The following is a 19,979-nucleotide window of genomic DNA, read 5'->3' as shown; positions in this document are numbered from 1 at the left end:
CTCTCAATACTTTGTTCACTTATAACTATGAGAGATATTTTATTATTTAATTCAACGACCTAAGGGCCGTCAGACATCAAACTCCTGCAACACGATTGATGCCTTGTGCGGTTTTCCGCACATCCTCGAGCCGCCCTGTGCGGGTTTTCGCACAATTTCCGAATCGAATCGGGCGATTCGAACTTACCCGCATCGTACAACCGCAGCCCGCCTTGGCGGGCTGCCCGGCCCAACGGTTTTGACGGTATGAAAATACCGGGGAAACTGGCGAGAGTATTTCGCTACCGGCGGTAATCTTCGGGCCGAATGCGGTAGCGCGCCAGCTTGTCGTAGAACGTCTTGCGCGGCAGTTTCAACGATTTGGCCGCCTCTGCAGCTTTGCCATTATGACGTCCAAGCGCCGCTATCAGCAATGACCGTTCAACCCGCGCCAACTGTTCGCTCAACCCCTGATCTGCAGCCTGTGCAACCTCTTCCGGCATCCCCAGCACAAACCGCATCGCAGCAGACATCAAAGAGCGCGCATTGCCCGGCCAATCCTGCGCCATCAGCGCGGCCAGATGCTGCGGTGTGATCTCAGGCTCTGCAATGCCGGCCTGCTCTGCCGCTTGCGCCACATAGCGGCGAAATATGATCGGTATGTCCTCGGGGCGCTCGGATAACGCAGGGATTCGGACCCGCATCACATCCAGCCGATAAAAAAGATCGGCATTAAACTGCCCTTGTGTGGAAAGCGCTGAAAGATCAGCGGTCGTTCCCGCAATGATCCGGGCATCGGTCCCCTGCTCCATCAATTCCATTGCAGCGTATTGAGTGGCATCCGACATTGCTGAAACTTCATCGAGGAACAGCGAACCGCCCGTTGCATCCTCGCACATGCGCTGCAGGTCTTCGGGGCTCAGGCTGGAGGCAGGCCTTTTTACAAACGGCCCCTGCCCGACCGGAGACATCAAGTGAACAACCTCCGCAACCTTGGAAATACCGCTGCCAGCTGGTCCGGTTACCAGCACTTCAGCATGCTTCAGGGCGACATTACGCACACGCTCACGCAATATCTCGGCTTGCTCTGACAAACCAAACAGCATGCGGGCCGCTGGATCACCCCGCTCAAGCTCGCGCCGTTGTTCCCGGTCGTGCAAAACCTCTGATCGGGCAACACTGGCGCGTTCCAATACGGCAAGGAGATCAGCCGCTGCGCAGGGTTTTTCCAGAAAATCAAATGCCCCTTGCCCCATGGCCTGCACAGCCATCGGTATGTCGCCTTCGCCGGTCAAAAGTACCACCGGCAACTCGGGGTCAATTTCGCGCGCGTAAGCAAGCAGATGAAATCCATCCCGCCCCGGCATCCGAATATCCGAGATGATCACCCCATCAAACTCACGATGGATATGATCTTTGGCTGCAACGAAGGATCCGGCGGTAACAGCTTCGAAATCTGCCAATTCGAGCGTCTGCGCCAGCGCCTCACGCACAGCAGCGTCATCGTCAACCAAAAGCACTTTGCGGATCATGCTGCTTGATCCTCTTCAAAAGGTTCCAGCTCGACCGTGAATTCTGCACCGTCGTCCGTGTTGGCGCCGCGAATATCGCCACCAAAGCTCTGAACCAGACCATAAGAGATTGACAAACCAAGACCCATCCCTTCCGAGGTGCCAACCGTTTTCGTGGTGTAGAAAGGTTCGAATACGCGATCCGGATCTTCGATGCCCGGGCCGGTGTCTCGAACCGAAACACGAATGGGTTGCCCCTCTGCAACGGCTATGGATATCCTGCGAATGGGCCGGTTGGCCATAGCATCCGCCGCATTGTTGATAAGGTTGACAAAAACCTGCACCAATCGCACTTCGCCTCCCCAAGCGTAGACTGCGGTGGTCGGCGGTTTCCATTCCAGCTCAATACATTCATCGCGCAACCTGGCCTCAGTCAGTTCTGTGGCGGTGTTCAGGACCTGCACAAGATCAACGCGACCCATCGGTTCGCTTTCATTTCTGGCGAATGCACGCAGGTTCTTGATGATTCGCGCCATGCGCGCGGCCATATCGGAAATACGGCCCAGATTTTCACCGGCTTTCTGGTCCTTACCGCGCTCCAAAAATTCAGAACCATTGTCAGCGAATTGCCTTATTGCCATCAAAGGTTGGTTCAGCTCATGGCTAATCCCCGCCGACATCTTGCCCAATGCACTCAATTTGCCAGCCTGAACCAGATCGGCCTGAGCCTGCTTGAGCGCCGCCTCGGCGTCCTGCCTCTCCACGACTTCGCGACGCAACGCAGAGTTCGCTGCGGTCAAGGCACGTGTTCGTTGCGCAACACGGCTTTCCAACACGGCGTTGGCATCCGCCAACGTCCGCCGACGTTCCGAAGCTAAAAACAGCAGCGCGCCAAACGCAAAACAGATCGCCGCAACGGCTGCAGCCTGCAATCCCGCCAAACGGCGGGCGGGGGCGACGTCGACCAGCATTTCGGCAGTCATCGCAATTACGGGCAGATCAAGTGTCAAATGCAAGGCACGGCGCGGAAGGTAGCGCCCCCAATTCAAACTCCAAACCTCATGGCCTGCCACCATGGTCGACGCAAAATCAACGGTCTTACCCTCAGGCAACACCAGACCCTGCTGGCCGACGCCCCGACGCCATAACAACAAATCTGAACGGTTCGAAATAAAAACAACCCCTTCGGCATCGATGAAAAACACCGCATCAGTGCTGCCGCGCCAAGTCTGTTCCACATCCTGCACATCCGCCAAGACCATAAGCACGCCCTGAATTTGGCCGAAGTCACCAAACGCCGGAGCGGCATAAGAATAGATACGATCACCACTCGCTTCTTCGACACCATGCGCACTGCCTAACGCGCCCTGCATGGCGCGCTGAAAAGCGGGATGTGCGGACAAATTGCGCGGCGTCACAGGTTGTGCAGATACCAGAACCCGACCAATTGCATCCAGATACATCACGTTAACCGCAGCCGTCTTGTCAGCCACGTCTAGCAACACTTTCTGGGCTGTCCGCTTCTGAGCCAGGCCTTCAAGCGTTTGCAATGCTGGATGGTCTGCTACTAAGGCGGCCACTTCCTGATAGACCTGCATCTGCGTGCTCAACCGGTCGGCCGCCAATTCCAGATCAGCCTCGGCCTTTTCGCTCAGCTGTGACAAGGCCTGACGATAGCCATACGTCCAGACCCCCGCCGACAGCAATCCGACTGCACATAAAAAACCTGCAATGATCCAAACCCGTTGCATGTCTAGGGTCTTGCATTCAGCGACGCCCATGGCAAGTGTGCACCACATGAAGACGCTGTCCCAATCCCCGATCGACCCGGCATTCGTGCAAAACCCCTATCCATTTTATGACAGCGCTCGCCGGAAGGGCGATCTGTTCTATTGGGAAGATTACAGCCTGGTCGCTGCTGTTTCACACAAAGCGGTGCATACGCTTTTGCGTGATCGGCGTTTCGGACGCGAAGTCCCCGCGGAGCTTGCTCAACCGGGCCATCAACATCTTGCACCCTGGCTTGCGGTCGAAGCGCATTCGATGCTAGAACTCGAACCGCCCCGGCACACACGACTGCGATCGTTGGTCCTGCGGGCCTTCACATCCCGTGCGATCACCGCGCTGCAACCTTCGATCGAACAGATGTGCCACGATTTGATTGATGAATTCCCTGACGGTCCTTTCGATCTGCTACAGGCCTACTGCACGCAGGTTCCCGTTATCACGATCTGCCGCTTGCTGGGCGTTCCGGAAGAAATGGCCCCACACCTTCTGCATTGGTCGCACGCAATGGTCGCGATGTATCAGGCAAACCGCACCCGCCAGACCGAAGATGACGCCGTCCGCGCCACGCAAGAATTCACTTCCTATCTTGAAAGCTACATCGAAAAACGCCGCAGCGACCCACGCGACGATCTGATCACCCGATTGATCGTGGCAGAAGAAGATGGCGAGAAGCTTTCGCGCGAAGAGTTGATCACAACCTGCATTCTCTTGCTGAACGCTGGTCACGAAGCGACGGTTCACGCCATCGGCAACGGTGTAAAAACGATCCTAACCACAAGAACTCAACACTGTGTCACGTCTCCAGACACCATCGATGGCGTCGTCGAGGAAATACTGCGCATCGACCCACCGCTCCACATGTTCCGAAGGTTTGCTTATGAAGACGTCGAAATCTTTGGGCACCGCTTCGCCCGTGGCGATGAAGTTGCGCTGCTGCTTGGGGCTGCCAATCGCGACCCTGCCATCTGGCCCCGGCCTGACACATTCGATCCTGTGCGAGATATCAGCGCCAACACCAGCTTTGGTGGCGGCCTTCATTTCTGCGTGGGTGCCCCATTGGCGCGCCTCGAGATGCGGATCGCGCTTCCGGTTCTCTTCCAACGATGCCCAAATCTAAGGCTTTCGGATGCCCCTCAATACTCGGGCAGCTACCACTTTCATGGCTTGACCAAGCTCATGATCGTAACCTGACACCACATTCCTCACGTAATACCAACCGATCAATGAAACCCGGATCCGTTCTTCATCTGGCTAATAATACCTCGGGGGAGCCGCCCCTGGGCGACGGGGGCAGCGCCCCCCTAATTTACTTCACTCTGCCCCAACTGCTTTCAGAGGCAGCATCGTGGTCGACTTGATCTCTTCCATCGACAGCAGGGCCGTGACGTTATGCACCCGCACCTCTGAGATCAGCGCTTGGTAAAACGCATCATAGGCACGTGCATTCTTGACCCGAACTTTCAGGATATAGTCAATGTCGCCCGCCAGCCGATGCGCTTCCTGCACTTCCGGTCGATCGCGCAGCGCTTTCAGGAACTTCTGCTGCCACTCAGCTTCATGCTCGGATGTGCGGATCAGCACAAAGAATGTGGCCTCAAACCCCAGCGCCTCAGCATCCAGCAACACCGTCTGCTGGCCAACGACCCCGGCGCCTTTCAACTTGCGAATGCGATTCCAAACAGGTGTCTTTGAACTCCCTACACGAGCCGCAATTTCGTCAAGTGACTGGCTGGCATCCCGTTGTAGCTCGGCTAGAATTTTCCGATCTGTGTCGTCTATCCGCACCGACATTCCAATATTCCTTCCATTTCAGGACAAAAGCTTCGATCGCAATACTCATTAGAACATATGTTCTTATTTAACGCCGCATATAGCGACATGTTGGGAATATTTCCTATATTGGCATTCAAGTCAATCAAGTCACGAGATGATCCGATGCAGGTCTTACAATCAAATGAACACACTCATAAGCCTGGCTTTATCAGCGCCGCACGCCGCCTGCAGACCGTCTCGGTTTTCAACAAGGAGTTTGCCTGATGGCCCGCGCTTTTTCCCCCAAAGTCGTCACCGCCAATGACTTGCTTGAAGGCGATGTGATCTACCAGACCGAAGATGACCGCTGGTCGCGTGAGCTGTCCGAGGCCGAGCTGATCACAGACGAAGCCCACGCTCAGGTTCGGCTGCTGGATGCCTCACGTCAGGCCAACAAGATCGTTGGCGCTTATCTCGCTGACGCCATTGCTGGTAACAACGGCCCCGAACCCACCCATTTTCGAGAGGATTTCCGCCGGACTGGCCCGTCCAACTATGCCCATGGCAAACAGGAAACCTCCCCGCAGCCCCGGACCTGACCTCTGGCCCACCTCTCTCCCCTTCAAGGCCCCAAGGTTCGGGGCTGCAATTAAGGACAGCTAATCATGTATCGCTACTCCGAGTTCGACACAGCATTTTTGGCAGAACGTAACGCCCAGTTCCGGGCGCAGGTTGAGCGTCGGATCGACGGCTCGCTGACCGAGGATGAATTCAAACCCCTGCGCCTGATGAATGGCCTGTATCTACAGCTGCACGCCTACATGCTGCGGGTCGCCATTCCGTACGGCACGCTGAGCAGCGCGCAGATGCGCCAACTGGCCCTGCTGGCCGAGAAGTGGGACAAAGGCTATGGCCATTTCACCACCCGCCAGAACATCCAGTACAACTGGCCCAAGCTGAACGACGTGCCGGATATGCTGGACGCGCTGGCCGAAGTTGGCATGCACGCCATCCAAACCTCGGGCAACACTATCCGTAACGTGACCGCTGACCATTTCGCCGGTGCGGCGGCGGATGAGGTTGCTGACCCGCGTCCATACGCGGAATTGCTGCGCCAGTGGTCAACCGACCACCCCGAGTTCCAGTTCATGCCGCGCAAGTTCAAGATCGCAATCACCGGGTCGGAAAACGACCGGGCGGTGATCAAAGCACATGACATCGGTCTGCAACTGGTTGAGCGTGACGGCGTTCTGGGTGCACGCGTGATTGTCGGCGGCGGTCTGGGCCGCACCCCGATGATTGGCAAAGAGCTGTCCGAGTTTGTTGCCTTCGACGACCTGCTGGCTTACCTGGAGGCCACCGTTTCCGTGTGGAACCAAATCGGTCGCCGCGACAACAAGTACAAGGCGCGCATCAAGATCACCGTGCATGAGCATGGCATCGACGCCATCCGTGCCAAGGTAAACGAGCGTTTCTTGCAGGTCCGCCCTCAATTTAAAGGCGCGGATATGAACCTGTTGGAAGAGATCAAGGGCCACTTTGCTGCCCCGGCCTTCCGTGACGGTTCGGTTGCCTCGTTCGAAGGCGCCTATACCAACGATCCGGTCTTCCGGTCGTGGGTTGATACCAACATCGCGCCGCACAAAAATGCGGACCACGCGATTGTCACAATCTCGATCAAGAAGCACGGCCAGACGCCGGGTGATGCAACTGCCGAACAGATGCGCGTGATGGCCGATCTGGCCGAAGAGTTTGCCTATGACGAGCTGCGCATCAGCCATGAGCAAAACGTGATTCTGCCGCATGTCCACAAATCGGACCTGCCCGCGATCCATGCGAAGCTGAAAGAGTACGAACTGGCCACCGCCAATATCGGCCTGATCAGCGATATCATCGCCTGCCCCGGCATGGACTATTGCGCGCTGGCAACGGCCCGTTCGATCCCGGTTGCGCAGGAAATCGCGACCCGGTTTGAAGACATGAAGCTAGAGCATGATATCGGCCACCTGAAGATCAAGATATCGGGCTGCATCAATGCCTGTGGTCACCACCATGTCGGCCATATCGGCATTTTGGGTTTGGACCGTGCTGGTGTCGAAAACTACCAGATCACTCTGGGTGGTGACGCGACAGAGACTGCGGCCGTTGGTGACCGCACGGGTCCCGGCTTTGCCTATGATGAGATCGTTCCGGCCGTCGAACGCATCGTCGAAGCCTATCTGGAACTGCGTAACAGGGACGAGGAGACTTTCCTCGAAACCTATCGTCGTATCGGCATGGCGCCTTTCAAAGCTGTGCTTTACCCCGAGGCGCAGGCAAATGCCGCTTGATCTGATCCAGACGGAACTGGGATGCAACCGGCGCGAGTTGACAGAACAAGTCGACGCGCTGAACACCCGGTTCCGCCACCACAGTGCCCATGACGTGATGCACGGCGCGATCGAAGAGATTGATAAGCTCGCGCTTGTATCCAGCTTTGGGGCTGAATCTGTGGTGTTGCTGCATATGGCTGCCGTGGTCGATAAGGCCACGCCGGTTCTATTCATCGACACGCAGATGTTGTTTGCAGAAACGCTGGAATACCAATACGAAGTCAGCGAGCGTTTGGGGCTTACCAATGTCAAAATCATCCATGCGGATGAGGAAGATATCAAACGCGACGACCCCTATGGGGCGTTACATCTGCGTGATACGGATGCCTGCTGCAACCTGCGCAAGACTTTTCCGCTGCAACAGGCACTGACTGGATATTGCGGCTGGATATCCGGGCGTAAGCGATTTCAGTCCGGGACGCGCGCGGCACTTGAATTCTTCGAAGTCGAGGACAGCACCGGACGGATTAAGGTCAACCCGCTGGCCCACTGGGCACCCGAAGACGTGCGCACCTATATGGACGAAAACAACCTGCCCCGGCATCCGCTTGTGGCCAAGGGGTACCCGTCGATTGGCTGTGCCCCCTGCACCTCGCCAGTCAAAGAGGGCGAAGACCCGCGCGCCGGACGCTGGCGCGAGCAGAACAAGGAAGAATGCGGCATCCATTTTGTCGACGGTAAGATGGTGCGCGTTGGAGAGAAAACATGAATGTAATCGTAAATGACCAAGGCTTTTCGCCCGAGGACTGGACCGACGGCTTTGTCACGTTGGACGACGCCGCCAACGACGTAGTTGCCCTTGACGTAAGCTCGGACACCGACCCGGATGAATTGATCGACCGTCTGGGCAGCGCTCGGATGGTTCGTGTCGATTTCCCGTCTTCAGCAGATGGGCGCGGATTTACCATTGCGCGGGTACTGCGGCTGAAAGGCTATACCGGTCGCCTCCGCGCCAAAGGCCATGTGCTGGCAGATCAATACGCCATGGCCCGCCGCAGCGGGTTCGATGAGGTTGAAATCGATCACAGCCTTGCCGCACGTCAGCCCGAAGATCAGTGGTTGGCACGCGCCAACTGGCAAGATAACAACTATCAGGCCCGCCTGCGCGGCTAACTCGCCATCGCCAGCCTGAGATACCACAGGGGCAATCTGCCCCCTTTTCCTGACTTGGATCAAAGATTAAACGGAGATACCGGTTTAGCAGACCGGTAGTGAAACGATGACAGAGATGAAACCCGTGAGTGAAGCAACCGCCGTAAAGGCCCCCGTCCTGCCTGATGCCCAGACCGTGACCGAGGTCAAGCATTGGACCGACAGCCTGTTCTCGTTCAAGGTGTCGCGCCCCGCCTCGCTGCGCTTCCGCTCGGGCGAGTTCGTTATGATCGGCCTGCTGGGCGACAATGGCAAACCTTTGCTGCGGGCTTATTCGATTGCCTCGCCGTCGTGGGACGAAGAGCTGGAGTTCTACTCGATCAAGGTTCAGGATGGCCCGCTGACCTCGAAACTGCAGCACATCAAACCAGGTGAACAGATCATCTTGCGGCCCAAGCCCGTTGGAACGCTGGTCCATGACGCATTGCTGCCCGGCAAGCGCCTCTGGTTCTTTGCCACCGGCACCGGTTTTGCCCCGTTCGCATCGCTGCTGCGTGAACCGCAAACCTATGAAGATTACGATGAAGTCATCATCACACATACCTGCCGCGACGTGGCAGATTTGGCGTATGGTCGTGAGTTGATCGAGAATATCCGCCAGGACGAATTGCTGGCTGAACTGATCGGCGAAGGGTTTGCGGACAAGATCCGCTATTACCCGACCACAACACGGGAAGAGAGCCCAAAGATGGGCCGCATCACCGAACTGCTGAAAGATGGCACCGTATTTAGTGATCTCGGCATCGATGGTGGTATCAAGCCCGAAACCGACCGCGCCATGGTTTGCGGCAGCCTTGCGTTCAACCATGACATCAAGGCGATCCTTGAAGACTTTGGTTTGCGCGAAGGTGCCAATTCGGAACCCAAGGAATTCGTGATCGAAAAGGCCTTTGTGGGCTGAATACATATCGCGCTCGGGCATTTTAGCGCCCGAGCAACCCAATTCCTGCCAGATACCCGGAATTTTCCGGCTGGCTGGTACTTATGCCGCTTGAAACGCTTCTCAGCCCGGTCTAAATTCCGGGCTTGAAATTCTGCAATCATCAAAGGAATGAACCCATAGCCCGCAGACCTCACAACGCGCCGCCCCAGCGAGATACCGGCCCGCGCGTCAATGATAAGATCCGTGCCTCCGAAATTCGCCTGATTGGCGCCGAAGGTGAAAACGTGGGGGTGGTTCAGCCCGCGAGAGCCATGCAAATGGCCGCCGATGTCGGCCTCGATCTGGTTGAGATTTCGCCCAACGCGAACCCGCCGGTCTGCAAAATTATGGATTTTGGCAAGTTCAAGTACGAACAGCAAAAGCGCGAAAGCGAAGCTCGCAAGAAGCAAAAGATCATCGAGGTGAAAGAGGTCAAATTCCGGCCTAACACCGATACGCATGACTATGACGTCAAGATGCGCAACGTGTTCAAGTTTCTTGAGAACGGCGACAAGGTCAAAGTCACCCTGCGTTTCCGTGGCCGCGAAATGGCGCACCAGAATCTGGGGCGCGAGCTGCTGGAACGTGTGGCCGAAGACACCAAGGGAATCGGTAAGGTCGAAAACTTTCCAAAAATGGAAGGTCGTCAGATGATCATGCTGATCGGCCCGCTGCCTCAGAAATAATTGAATTCTGATAGAATTAAGAAAGCCCCTCGATTATCGCAGGGGCTTTTTTTGTTGTCGGTCGCTCTGTGCGATCAGATCACCGTGGAAATCGCCCGATCCAGTTTGTCGACAAGCTCAACCAGTTGCCCCTCTTCAATGATAAAGGGCGGTGCCAGCAGGATATGATCGCCGTTACGACCATCACGAGAGCCGGACATCGGGTAACATATCAGCCCCTCTGACATGGCCGCCTTTTTGATTTTCCCCGCCACCCCGCGCGATGGGTCGAACGGTGTTTTCGTGTCCCGGTCAGATACCAGTTCAATGCCACGAAACAGACCCCGCCCACGGATGTCCCCAATATTGGGGTGCTGACCAAATCTGCTTTCTAACATGCTTTGTAGTCTGTCACCCATCACGCCTGCGCGGGCTGACAGGTCACGAGTTGTGAGCTCCTGCACCACAGCCAAGGCCGCCGCAGTCGCAACCGGATGTCCGATATAGGTATGGCCATGTTGAAAGAAGCCAGACCCATCCCGGATCGCATCATAGATCCGATCCGAACACAGCATCGCTCCGATCGGTTGATACCCGGCCCCCAACCCTTTGGCGATGCACAGGATATCCGGCGCCACCCCGTCATGATCGCAGGCAAACAAATGCCCCGTACGACCCATGCCACACATCACTTCATCAAGGATCAGCAGAACACCATATTGATCGCAAATATCGCGGATGCGCTTGAAATACCCGTCGACGGCTGCAACAGCCCCTAGGGTCGCACCGACCACAGGCTCTGCCATGAACGCCATCACTGTCTCGGGCCCGAGACGCAGGATTTCTGCCTCTAACTCGTTCGCAACGCGCTGACAGTAATCAAAACTGCTCTCACCCTCCGGCTTTTCAGCGTATTCATAACAGGGCGCAATGTGCGTCATCTCGATCAGCATGGGGGCAAACTGTGCCCGCCGCCATTCGTTGCCGCCAGCTGACAGCGCCCCCAACGTATTACCGTGATAGCTTTGTCGACGTGCAATCACGTGACGACGCTCGGGCTGGCCGGTTTCCAAATAGTATTGCCGCGCCAGCTTGATCGCGGCCTCGGTCGCCTCGGATCCGCCCGATACAAAATACACACGATCCAAATCGCCTGGGGCATGTTCGATCAACAAATCCGCCAATGCCTCGGCCGGTTCCGAGGTCATGAAGCCTGTATGCGCAAATGCGATCTGCGCCACCTGATCTTGCACAGCTTTGACCACTGCAGCGTTGGAATGGCCAAGGCACGATACCGCCGCGTCCCCACAATCCAGATAGCGACGACCGGTTGAATCGATCAGATAACACCCATCTCCGCCAGCGGCGATCGGCAACTCGGACTTTGTGTGGCGTGGAAATACATGGTTCATGTTGCAGTCCTTTTCAGAAGATCAATCAACGCCGCGACAGATGCGGCATTGTCGGCCCATCCCCGACCATCCGGTCCCGCAAGGCTGTTCTCAAAACCCACTCGGACACCTCCGCCAAGCTGCGCAGCCTTTTGCAGGCATGCATGCTCCTGCGCGCCAAATGCGCAGACCATCCATGGATCGGTCGTTTCCGGAAAGACATCCAAATCTTTCGGCGTCGATTCCTGCGCTGTCGCATAGCGACCCAGAACATATAGCCGTTCGACCTGATCGGTTCTTACGATCCCATTCTTTTGCCAATGGCTCAGCAACTCGGCATCAGTTGCATCATAGAAGATATGCTGAACGCGCGTCCCTCGATCTGCACATAATTCATAGACCCTTGGTGCAAGTTCTGGCGACCGGGCGATCTCGCGCACTGAAATCGACGCCCATTCGGGGCCGACCTGTTTCAAGCATTCAAACTGAGCCTGAACGTCGAAAACACCGGCGGCTTCCGTTGTAATCTGAATATCCATCTGAGGCACCGCAAGTCGCAGCTCTGCAATTGTCTCACAGTACAAACCCGCGTCCAATGAATGTTGCCCGGCCTGATCGCGCACATGCAAATGAACGCCATCCGCCCCCGCCACGCTGCACGCTTTCGCGGTCCCAATGATCTCGTCCATTGTGACCGGCAAAGCGGGATGATCCCGATACCCTTTGCGTGCTCCATTTGGCGCCACCAATACATAGGGCAGCACTTTGCTTTCCATCATCCCGGAACAACCTTCTGAATTTAAGCCACGTGTCCAATATGATCCGAATTGACCAGGTTTGATACGTTTTCAATTTGCTTTCTGCATAACATTTGTTTTTCTTTCACCATGCAACACACCCCGACCCAACTGACCCAGATTCTGCGCCGCGATATCGACACCCTGCCTCAACAGATGCAGGCCGCTGCAAAATACATAATCGACCATCCTGGCGACTTCGGGCTCGACCCGGTTCGTGTGACAGCTGACAAAATCGGTGTAAGCTCAAACGTCCTAGTGCGTCTGGCATACCGTTTGGGCTTTGACAGTTTTGAAGCGTTCCGAACGCCTTTCCGCCAAACCCTTGTCACTGACCGCGAGGATCAGCTTGGGCAGGACTGGCTGGACCGCATGAAATCAAGGGACGACTTCAGCGCAGCGCAAGCGGGGTTCGCGCAAAACGAACTGAATGTCGTAACCCGGTCCCTACGGCTGACTGATCCCACTGTGATGAAGCAAGTCACGAACACCATGATTTCTGCGAAACACTGTTTCATTACAGCGACCCGGGCCAGCTATGCCTTGGCCTATTATTTTCACTATGCGGGACGAATGGCGCATCCCGGCTTTCAACTGATCCCCCGGCACATGGGGTCAGCCGTCGATGATCTGCTCGAGGCCGATGCAGCAGACTGTCTGTTCGCCATCACCGTCCACCCCTATTCCTCTGACACCATCCAATCCATGCGGTTTGCGCGCAAACGCGGCATGCGGATCGTGCTGTTGTCGGATAGCGAGGTCATAGCCCCCGGTGTTGATCCCGACATCGTGCTGCCCGTCAGCACCCGCACGCAACATCACTTTTCCAGCTTCTCTGGCGCAATGACCGTGCTCGAATGCCTGCTCGGCCATCTTTTTGCTGCAGGCGGGTCAGCAGCACGCGACCGCGTGGATCGCTATCAGACGGCCAGGGAAGATACAGGAGCGTACTGGCGCCCAGCAAAGCCCCCGAGAGTACGCAAAAAATAAAGCCCCGGTTCTTCACCGGGGCTCCAAATGCTGACCGTTGGCAGGATTAACTACAGGCTTCTATGGCGCGTTTCGTCATCACACCGACCAAATGCGCACGGTATTCTTTGCTGCCGTGCAGATCGCCAATCATGTTCGCAGGATTGATGTGCAGCCCCATCAAAGCGTCCGGGCGGAACTCTTTGTTCAGTGCTTCCTCGGCTTCGGACCAGCGGAACACGCCATCTTCGCTTGCACCGGTGACGGCGACCCTTACGCCATCGGCAAATCGGGCAAGATAAACTCCGACCAGCGCGAAACGTGACGCAGGCTGCAAAAACTTCTGATAACTTGCCGCTTGAGGCACCGGAAAACGCACCGAGGTGATGATCTCACCCTCCTCCAGCACTGTGGTAAACATGCCCTGAAAGAAGTCATCAGCTGCAATCTGGCGAGTGTTCGTGACGATCGTTGCACCCGATCCCAGCACACAGGCTGGATAGCAGGCTGCCGGGTCGTTGTTGGCAACTGAACCACCAATGGTACCGCGATTGCGCACCGCCGGATCGCCGATTTGACCAGCCACAGCCGCCAGTGCCGGATAGCTGCCAGCAGCTTCTACCGCCACGCGCGCATGGGTCGTTGCACCACCAATGGCCACCGAACCATCATCCTCAATGCAAACACCCTGCATCTCGGCGATGCCGCTCACCGACACCAGCTTGGATGGCGCTGCCAAACGTTGCTTCATCGTGGGGATCAGGGTCTGTCCGCCCCCCAACGCCTGCGCGTCCTCGCTCGCCAATGCAGCAACTGCATCTGCTATGGTCGAGGGTTTCTCAAACTCGAAACTGTACATTCCGTTTTTCCTTTCCGAAGAACGCGGATCCGCCCTTCATCTGGCTAAAAATATCTCGGGGAGCGCGAGGGGCTGGCCCCTCGCACCCCGACCTCTCAACCGTGCATCGCCGTCCAGACACGCGATGGGCTCATCGGCATGTCGATGTGATCGACAGCCTTGCCACCCGAATTCAGTGCATCCAACACCGCGTTGACCACAGCAGGTGGCGACCCGATGGCTCCAGCCTCGCCGCAACCTTTTACCCCCAACGGGTTGTGCGTACATGGGGTCTGGCTGGAATGGTCAACCGCATAGAACGGCAGATCATCGGCCCGCGGCATCGCGTAGTCCATGTAGGACGCGCTCAGCAACTGGCCGTTCTCATCATAAGCGCAATTTTCCAGCAGCGCCTGACCGATCCCTTGACCGATACCGCCATGCACCTGACCATCCACAATCATCGGGTTCACGATGTTGCCAAAGTCATCTGCAGCGGTGAAGGCTTCGATCGTGACCTGCCCGGTTTCGGGGTCCACCTCGACCTCGCAAGCGTATGCCCCAGCCGGGAAAGTAAAGTTGGCCGGATCATAGAACGCGGTCTCCTCAAGCCCCGGCTCAACTTCCAACGGGAAGTTGTGCGGCACATAAGCCGTCAGGGTCACATCGCCCCAGGCCACCGACTTGTCGGTGCCTGCAACGCTGAACTGGCCGTCCTTCAGCTCGATATCCGCCTCAGACGCTTCCAGCAGGTGGGCCGCAATCTTCTTGGCTTTGTCGATCACCTTCTCGGTCGCCTTGACCATCGCCGACCCGCAAACCGCCAGCGAGCGCGAGCCATAGGTGCCCATGCCAAACGGGATTTTCGAGGTGTCGCCATGCACGATCTCGACCATCGACTCATCGATACCGATCATGTCGGCCACAACCTGCGGGAAGGCGGTCTCGTGGCCTTGCCCGTGGCTGTGCGCACCTACCATGACGCTGATCGAACCGGTTGCGTTCACCCGTACCGTCGCGGCATCATAAAGCCCTGCCCGGGCCCCCAGCATGCCGACGATATTCGACGGCGCGATGCCGCAGGCCTCGATATAGCAGTTGATGCCCAAGCCCCGCAGCTTGCCTTTGGCCTCACTGGCCGAGCGACGCGCGGCAAAGCCTGCCAGATCAGCAGCGGCTTCCAGCTTGTCCATCGTCCCGTTGTAATCCCCGGTGTCATAGGTCAGCGCCACCGGTGTGTCATACGGGAACTGGGTGATGAAGTTCTGGCGCCGCAGGGCGATCGGATCAACGCCCAACTCACGAGCTGCTTTGTCGATGACACGCTCCAATTGGTACGTCGCCTCTGGTCGGCCCGCACCGCGATAGGCATCGACTGGCACTGTATTGGTGAACATTGCCTTCACGTTCACCTGAATGACCGGTGTTTTGTAATTGCCCGCCATCAGAGTGCCATGCAACCAGGTCGGGACCGAGCTGGAGAAGGTCGAAAGATAAGCTCCAAGATTCGCGTAGGTGTTGGTGCGCAGACCGACAAAGTTATTTTCCGCATCCAGCGCCAGCTCAATCGTTGAGACATGGTCGCGGCCATGGGCATCTGACATGAACGCCTCGGACCGGCTGGACGTCCACTTTACCGGACGGTTGCAGGCCTTGGCGGCGAAGGTACAAAACGCCTCTTCCGCATAGTGGAAGATCTTGGTGCCAAATCCACCGCCAACATCAGGCGCAACCACACGTACCTTGTGCTCGGGCAGGCCCAGAACAAAGGCGCACATCAGCAATCGGATCACATGCGGGTTCTGCGAAGTTGTATATAGCGTGTAGTCCTCGGTCCCGCGGCTGTACTCTGCCACGGCTACGCGCGGCTCCATCGGGTTGGCGACCAGACGATTGTTGACCAGATCCAGCGTGGTCACGTGCGCCGCATTGGCAAAGACCTCATTGACCTTGTCATTGTCCTCTTCGCCCAGATGCCAGTCGTAACAGATGTTGTTCTTCAGGTCGTCATGAATAAGCGTTGCGCCTTCTTGCGCCGCAGCTTTCATATTCATAACTGCCGGCAATTCCGCGATATCCACCTCAATTGCTTCGGCAGCATCGCGGGCTTGTTCAAGGCTATCCGCGACAACAGCAGCAATAGGGTCGCCCACGTGGCGCACCTTGCCCTGTGCCAGAATCGGATGCGGAGGCTCTTGCATCGGGGCGCCATGACGGTCGGTCACTTCCCAACCGCAAGGCATTCCGCCCACGCCTTCAAAGTCCTTGCCGGTGAAAACCTTCACCACGCCCGGCATGCCCTCGGCTGCAGATGTGTCGATACTGTTGATCCGCCCATGCGCGATGTCGGACCTAAGGAAATGTACATAGGCTTGGCCATGTACGTTGATGTCGTCGGTGTAATTGCCTGCTCCGGTCAGAAAGCGTACGTCTTCACGCCGCTTGGAACTGGCTCCGATGCCACTGTCTTTGGGCATTGCTTGTTCTCCTCACTGGAAAAGAATTTTCGTCGAAAATTCTTACCCGCCTCACTCGGCGGCGATGCTGGAAACGTCTTGGCCCGATGCGGCCATGATCGCCTTGACGATGTTGTGATAACCCGTGCAGCGGCACAGATTGCCTTCAAGGTACTTGCGGATTTCCCCCTCGGTCGGGCGCGGGTTATCCTTGAGCAAGGCCGCCGCGCTCATCACCATGCCCGGCGTACAGAACCCGCATTGCAATCCGTGATGATCCTGAAAGGCCTGCTGTATAACGTTCAGTGTGCCATCTTCGGCAGCCTGCCCCTCGATCGTTCCGACATCTGCGCCGTCCGCCTCAAGGGCCAGCATGTTGCAAGACTTGATCGCCTCGCCGTTCACATGGACCACGCAGGCGCCGCACTGTGCCGTGTCACATCCGACATGCGTTCCGGTCAGCGACAGTTGATCCCGCAAAAAGCTGGACAGCAATGTCCTGCCTTCAACGTCACCGCTAACGGCTTTCCCGTTCACGGTCATTGAGACCTGTGTCATGAGATCCTCCCAATTTAGTGTTTTTACTTTGCCCCGAGTTAAACACGGGAAATTTTGTTTGAGAACAAAAATATTTGCCCGTTTTTTCCGCAACTTCTTTACTTAACAGTCAGAGCATGACGCGCTTGCCCAAAAGGGCAAAAATGCCGTTGCGTCACTTTCCTTTTGCGGCGCGAGGTTGCGGGCGCGTCGGGATTTCTTTCAACAACCCACCGACACCCATCGCTGCGATATCAGCGCCTGTTGTTTCGATCCCACAGGCGACGCGGGATAACACCCAGTCCGCCCCGTTCAGCGCCGGTGAACGCGCGCATCCGGGCAAACCAATGATCGGGCGATCACCGGATGACCCCAAGAACAGCAGGTTCCCCGGATCAACCGGCATCCCAAACCGGTCAACGTTCCCCCCTGCAGCCCGCACAGAGGCTGGCGCCACATCGTTTTCATCTGAGGTAGCCGATCCGGTCAAAATCATGACAATCTCGCCACCAATGGACGACAGCGATGCTGTAAGATCGTCCATCCGATGCGGCACGACCTGAACCTCGGACAGGTCCATCCCCAATGCCTCGACCCGGTTGCGTATTGCGGCGATACCTTTCTCATTCGAAGGCCCCCCAGCAATTTCAGTGACCACAAGACTAGCGTTCGTATATTTCGGCACCGAAAGTCGAATGGCATCCTGCGCCTGTTGGGTCGCATTTCGAACATCAGAAAGAGGCACCGCATATGAGATCACCTTGATCGTCGCCACCATGCCGCCTGCCGTCATCTGTTGGTATTGCGGCACTGTCGCGACGGTGATCATCGGATTGACCTGATTGAACCTTTGCAGGGCATCGGTATCCAAAACCACAACCCCCGGTCCGTCAGCCAACAGATTGACCCTTCCGGTAAACGCCTCGGTTACACGCAGATTTGCCTGTGCAGGGTCCGGGACAAGGGCCGCGGCGAGCATCGCCGCCGCGTCATCTTCATGGCTATCACCGGGGCCTAATCGGGCGACCGTCACCTCGGTGAGACCGGCTTGCTGCAATTCGGCGATATGTTCTGGCGTCAGCGTAACGCCCTTCCGCAACTTTCGCTCACCCGCTTTGACTGAATGGGCAAGGATCGCCCCGCTGGCCTCACAAAGGGCGACTGGACCGAATTTCACGCCTTGCCCCTCAGAACAGCCGTCATTTGCGCCAGAATGGCCACCGCAATCTCGGACGGGCTGGCCGCTCCGATATCGAGCCCGACCGGCCCGTGAATGCGTGAAATCTGGTCGTCAGTGAACCCCGCCTGTTTCATCCGATCTACGCGTTTCGCGTGGGTGCGCTTGGACCCAAGAGCACCGATATAGAAGACGTTGGCCGACAGCGCAGCCTGTAGTGCAGGATCGTCCAGCTTGGGGTCGTGCGTCAACAGCACGAGCGCTGTTCGCGCGTCCAACCCCAGCTTGGACACAGCCTCATCCGGCCAATCCGTCAGAATGGTCTCTCCGGGAAAACGGGCATCCGAAGCAAACGCATCACGCGGGTCGACAATGGCCGGGTCGTAGCCTGCGATCCGTGCCATCGGCACCAGCGCCTGGGCGATATGCACGGCTCCAACCACTATTAACCGCAGCGGAGGATTGTGAATGGCAACAAAGGTTTGACCATCTTCTTCGAACCCGGACCGGTCCATGCGCAACCTCTCGGCATAGGCAGTGCGGCGCAGCGCGCGATGACCGGTTTCGACATTGACTTCGTAAGCCAGCGGCTCCCGTTGCGCCCGTGCTGCGACCAGTTCGGCCAGCATCGGTTCGGGCAGGACCGTGCCAATTGGTTCAACCAGAACACGGATTGTGCCGCCGCAAGCCAAACCCACGGCAAAGGCATCATCATCGCTGACACCAAACTCCAGCAGCCGCGCTTCGCCTTCTTCGATGGCTTCCAACGCCTCGACAATCACCGCGCCTTCCACGCAGCCGCCAGAAACCGAGCCCTCGATCCGACCGTCGCCCGAGATAACCAATTGCGCACCGACACGGCGCGGCGCGCTGCCCCAGGTCTCGACCACAGTGGCCAGTGCCGCGCCTTTCCCGGCCCGATGCCATTTCAGTGCAGTTTCCGGGCTGCTATCGAATCGTTCCATTGAGACCTCCGGCCTTGCTTCGGTTCAACATAGTCAGCTTTAGGACAATGAAAAGCAGTCAGAGGTCGAGTTTCCCGGCGCTATCAAGCCGATTTTAAATTCATATTCACAAACGATTGAATGTTTTCGAGCCACCTTCTAGGCTGCCTTCAATTCCGGGTGCCGCCCAGAATTACCCCTGCATATTTCAAAGCGGAGACAAACAGTTGAAACGCATTCTTACACTGGGAACGGCGATCAGCCTGCTGGCTGCCAGCGCCGGTTGGGCTGATACATTTCTGAAGTACGGCGAAGTCGAGGGCTGGAAGGTCTTCATCGATCAGGACAAGAAATCGTGTCTGATCGAAGCGGTCGACGATGATGAAAACGTCGTACAGATGGGGCTGACTGAAGATCGTGGTGTCGGTTACGTGGGCGTTTTCACCAAGGCCGAGACCAACATCAAGAAAGGCGAGAAAGAAGCCGTCGCCATCCTCATAGGCGACAATATTTATGTCGGTGAGGCCACCGGCATGAAGGGCAATATCACCAAAGGATATTCGGGTGGATACGTTCTGTCAGACGACCCGCAATTCGCCGACGATCTTGCCAAGAAAAAGGTCATGATCGTATTCCCGGAAAAAGAATTTGCCTTCACGGTCGATCTGACCGGCACGTACAAGGCCATGGAAATGGCCCGTAATTGCAATGAAGAGCAGCTGTCGTAAC

19 protein-coding genes are annotated in these 19,979 nt (G+C 56.9%); 9 read left to right on the top strand and 10 right to left on the bottom strand.

Annotated elements, in window-relative coordinates; all coding sequences use genetic code 11:
- Window positions 1-281: 281 nt before the first annotated feature.
- A complete protein-coding gene (locus tag Q1B46_RS11290) occupies window positions 282-1,511 on the bottom strand; it encodes a sigma-54 dependent transcriptional regulator (RefSeq protein WP_299947988.1) in 1,230 nt (409 codons plus the stop codon).
- The gene (locus tag Q1B46_RS11285; RefSeq protein ID WP_299947987.1) at window positions 1,508-3,289 is read right to left on the bottom strand and encodes an ATP-binding protein; all 1,782 of its coding nucleotides are present in this window, start codon (window positions 3,287-3,289) and stop codon (window positions 1,508-1,510) included. Before Q1B46_RS11285 ends, Q1B46_RS11290 begins: the two co-directional genes overlap by 4 nt.
- Here Q1B46_RS11285 and Q1B46_RS11280 point away from each other — a divergent pair.
- A complete protein-coding gene (locus Q1B46_RS11280; RefSeq protein ID WP_299947986.1) occupies window positions 3,288-4,469 on the top strand; it encodes a cytochrome P450 in 1,182 nt (393 codons plus the stop codon). The genes Q1B46_RS11285 and Q1B46_RS11280 overlap by 2 nt on opposite strands.
- Window positions 4,470-4,589: 120 nt before the next feature.
- On the opposite strand, the gene Q1B46_RS11275 is transcribed toward Q1B46_RS11280, so the two are convergent.
- Entirely contained in the window at window positions 4,590-5,069 is a 480-nt protein-coding gene (locus Q1B46_RS11275; RefSeq protein WP_299947985.1) for an Lrp/AsnC family transcriptional regulator, read from the bottom strand.
- 245 nt (window positions 5,070-5,314) lie between these two features.
- Here Q1B46_RS11275 and Q1B46_RS11270 point away from each other — a divergent pair, with 245 nt between their 5' ends.
- From Q1B46_RS11270 to infC, 6 genes are all read left to right on the top strand, one after another.
- Entirely contained in the window at window positions 5,315-5,629 is a 315-nt protein-coding gene (locus Q1B46_RS11270) for a DUF2849 domain-containing protein (RefSeq protein WP_299947984.1), read from the top strand.
- Window positions 5,630-5,695: 66 nt separating this feature from the next.
- Entirely contained in the window at window positions 5,696-7,360 is a 1,665-nt protein-coding gene (locus Q1B46_RS11265; protein WP_299947983.1) for a nitrite/sulfite reductase, read from the top strand.
- Window positions 7,350-8,111 carry a phosphoadenylyl-sulfate reductase gene (locus Q1B46_RS11260; RefSeq protein ID WP_299947982.1) on the top strand — a complete coding sequence of 254 codons (762 nt, stop codon included), beginning with the start codon at window positions 7,350-7,352 and terminating at the stop codon, window positions 8,109-8,111. The genes Q1B46_RS11265 and Q1B46_RS11260 overlap by 11 nt, the downstream gene beginning before the upstream one ends.
- The gene (locus tag Q1B46_RS11255; RefSeq protein WP_299663518.1) at window positions 8,108-8,515 is read left to right on the top strand and encodes a DUF934 domain-containing protein; all 408 of its coding nucleotides are present in this window, start codon (window positions 8,108-8,110) and stop codon (window positions 8,513-8,515) included. Before Q1B46_RS11260 ends, Q1B46_RS11255 begins: the two co-directional genes overlap by 4 nt.
- 106 nt (window positions 8,516-8,621) lie before the next feature.
- Window positions 8,622-9,455, top strand: a complete 834-nt coding sequence (locus tag Q1B46_RS11250) for a ferredoxin--NADP reductase (protein ID WP_299947981.1) — start codon at window positions 8,622-8,624, stop codon at window positions 9,453-9,455.
- Between the two features lie 158 nt (window positions 9,456-9,613).
- Window positions 9,614-10,162: a translation initiation factor IF-3 gene (infC, locus tag Q1B46_RS11245; protein WP_366871503.1), complete on the top strand. Its 549-nt coding sequence runs from the start codon at window positions 9,614-9,616 to the stop codon at window positions 10,160-10,162.
- Between the two features lie 74 nt (window positions 10,163-10,236).
- Here the strand turns inward: infC and Q1B46_RS11240 are convergent, their stop codons facing one another.
- Both Q1B46_RS11240 and Q1B46_RS11235 read right to left on the bottom strand, forming a co-directional pair.
- Complete coding sequence (locus Q1B46_RS11240) at window positions 10,237-11,553, bottom strand: aspartate aminotransferase family protein (protein WP_299947979.1); 1,317 nt, start codon at window positions 11,551-11,553, stop codon at window positions 10,237-10,239.
- Complete coding sequence (locus Q1B46_RS11235) at window positions 11,550-12,311, bottom strand: 3-keto-5-aminohexanoate cleavage protein (protein WP_299947978.1); 762 nt, start codon at window positions 12,309-12,311, stop codon at window positions 11,550-11,552. Before Q1B46_RS11235 ends, Q1B46_RS11240 begins: the two co-directional genes overlap by 4 nt.
- A gap of 108 nt (window positions 12,312-12,419) precedes the next feature.
- Here Q1B46_RS11235 and Q1B46_RS11230 point away from each other — a divergent pair, with 108 nt between their 5' ends.
- Window positions 12,420-13,319, top strand: a complete 900-nt coding sequence (locus Q1B46_RS11230) for a MurR/RpiR family transcriptional regulator (protein ID WP_299947977.1) — start codon at window positions 12,420-12,422, stop codon at window positions 13,317-13,319.
- A gap of 46 nt (window positions 13,320-13,365) precedes the next feature.
- On the opposite strand, the gene Q1B46_RS11225 is transcribed toward Q1B46_RS11230, so the two are convergent.
- The 5 genes from Q1B46_RS11225 to Q1B46_RS11205 all read right to left on the bottom strand — a co-directional run bounded on the left by Q1B46_RS11225 (window position 13,366) and on the right by Q1B46_RS11205 (window position 19,271).
- A complete protein-coding gene (locus Q1B46_RS11225; RefSeq protein ID WP_299947976.1) occupies window positions 13,366-14,157 on the bottom strand; it encodes a xanthine dehydrogenase family protein subunit M in 792 nt (263 codons plus the stop codon).
- Window positions 14,158-14,252: 95 nt separating this feature from the next.
- Window positions 14,253-16,613 (bottom strand): xanthine dehydrogenase family protein molybdopterin-binding subunit, encoded by a 2,361-nt coding sequence (locus Q1B46_RS11220; protein WP_299947975.1) that lies wholly within the window; start codon window positions 16,611-16,613, stop codon window positions 14,253-14,255.
- Between the two features lie 51 nt (window positions 16,614-16,664).
- Entirely contained in the window at window positions 16,665-17,150 is a 486-nt protein-coding gene (locus tag Q1B46_RS11215; RefSeq protein WP_299947973.1) for a (2Fe-2S)-binding protein, read from the bottom strand.
- 154 nt (window positions 17,151-17,304) lie between these two features.
- The gene (locus Q1B46_RS11210) at window positions 17,305-18,306 is read right to left on the bottom strand and encodes a molybdopterin-binding protein (RefSeq protein WP_299947971.1); all 1,002 of its coding nucleotides are present in this window, start codon (window positions 18,304-18,306) and stop codon (window positions 17,305-17,307) included.
- Window positions 18,303-19,271, bottom strand: a complete 969-nt coding sequence (locus tag Q1B46_RS11205) for an XdhC family protein (protein ID WP_299947969.1) — start codon at window positions 19,269-19,271, stop codon at window positions 18,303-18,305. The genes Q1B46_RS11210 and Q1B46_RS11205 overlap by 4 nt, the downstream gene beginning before the upstream one ends.
- 206 nt (window positions 19,272-19,477) lie before the next feature.
- Here Q1B46_RS11205 and Q1B46_RS11200 point away from each other — a divergent pair, with 206 nt between their 5' ends.
- Entirely contained in the window at window positions 19,478-19,978 is a 501-nt protein-coding gene (locus tag Q1B46_RS11200; protein ID WP_299947967.1) for a hypothetical protein, read from the top strand.
- Window position 19,979: the final 1 nt, after the last annotated feature.

Origin of the sequence: uncultured Ruegeria sp. (assembly GCF_947500045.1) — a bacterium.
Taxonomy (GTDB): domain Bacteria; phylum Pseudomonadota; class Alphaproteobacteria; order Rhodobacterales; family Rhodobacteraceae; genus Ruegeria.
This window is presented reverse-complemented; position numbering and strand designations above follow the sequence as displayed.

Excerpts from the sequence above, each read along its gene's own strand:
- Q1B46_RS11260 (WP_299947982.1), top strand. The coding sequence starts at position 7,350 with ATGCCGCTTGATCTGATCCAGACGGAACTGGGATGCAACCGGCGCGAG.
- Q1B46_RS11205 (WP_299947969.1), bottom strand. The coding sequence starts at position 19,271 with ATGGAACGATTCGATAGCAGCCCGGAAACTGCACTGAAATGGCATCGG.
- Q1B46_RS11280 (WP_299947986.1), top strand. The coding sequence starts at position 3,288 with ATGAAGACGCTGTCCCAATCCCCGATCGACCCGGCATTCGTGCAAAAC.
- Q1B46_RS11250 (WP_299947981.1), top strand. The coding sequence starts at position 8,622 with ATGACAGAGATGAAACCCGTGAGTGAAGCAACCGCCGTAAAGGCCCCC.
- Q1B46_RS11230 (WP_299947977.1), top strand. The coding sequence starts at position 12,420 with ATGCAACACACCCCGACCCAACTGACCCAGATTCTGCGCCGCGATATC.
- Q1B46_RS11275 (WP_299947985.1), bottom strand. The coding sequence starts at position 5,069 with ATGTCGGTGCGGATAGACGACACAGATCGGAAAATTCTAGCCGAGCTA.
- Q1B46_RS11240 (WP_299947979.1), bottom strand. The coding sequence starts at position 11,553 with ATGAACCATGTATTTCCACGCCACACAAAGTCCGAGTTGCCGATCGCC.
- Q1B46_RS11285 (WP_299947987.1), bottom strand. The coding sequence starts at position 3,289 with ATGTGGTGCACACTTGCCATGGGCGTCGCTGAATGCAAGACCCTAGAC.
- Q1B46_RS11225 (WP_299947976.1), bottom strand. The coding sequence starts at position 14,157 with ATGTACAGTTTCGAGTTTGAGAAACCCTCGACCATAGCAGATGCAGTT.
- Q1B46_RS11265 (WP_299947983.1), top strand. The coding sequence starts at position 5,696 with ATGTATCGCTACTCCGAGTTCGACACAGCATTTTTGGCAGAACGTAAC.
- Q1B46_RS11290 (WP_299947988.1), bottom strand. The coding sequence starts at position 1,511 with ATGATCCGCAAAGTGCTTTTGGTTGACGATGACGCTGCTGTGCGTGAG.
- Q1B46_RS11255 (WP_299663518.1), top strand. The coding sequence starts at position 8,108 with ATGAATGTAATCGTAAATGACCAAGGCTTTTCGCCCGAGGACTGGACC.
- Q1B46_RS11215 (WP_299947973.1), bottom strand. The coding sequence starts at position 17,150 with ATGACACAGGTCTCAATGACCGTGAACGGGAAAGCCGTTAGCGGTGAC.
- Q1B46_RS11220 (WP_299947975.1), bottom strand. The coding sequence starts at position 16,613 with ATGCCCAAAGACAGTGGCATCGGAGCCAGTTCCAAGCGGCGTGAAGAC.
- Q1B46_RS11270 (WP_299947984.1), top strand. The coding sequence starts at position 5,315 with ATGGCCCGCGCTTTTTCCCCCAAAGTCGTCACCGCCAATGACTTGCTT.
- Q1B46_RS11235 (WP_299947978.1), bottom strand. The coding sequence starts at position 12,311 with ATGATGGAAAGCAAAGTGCTGCCCTATGTATTGGTGGCGCCAAATGGA.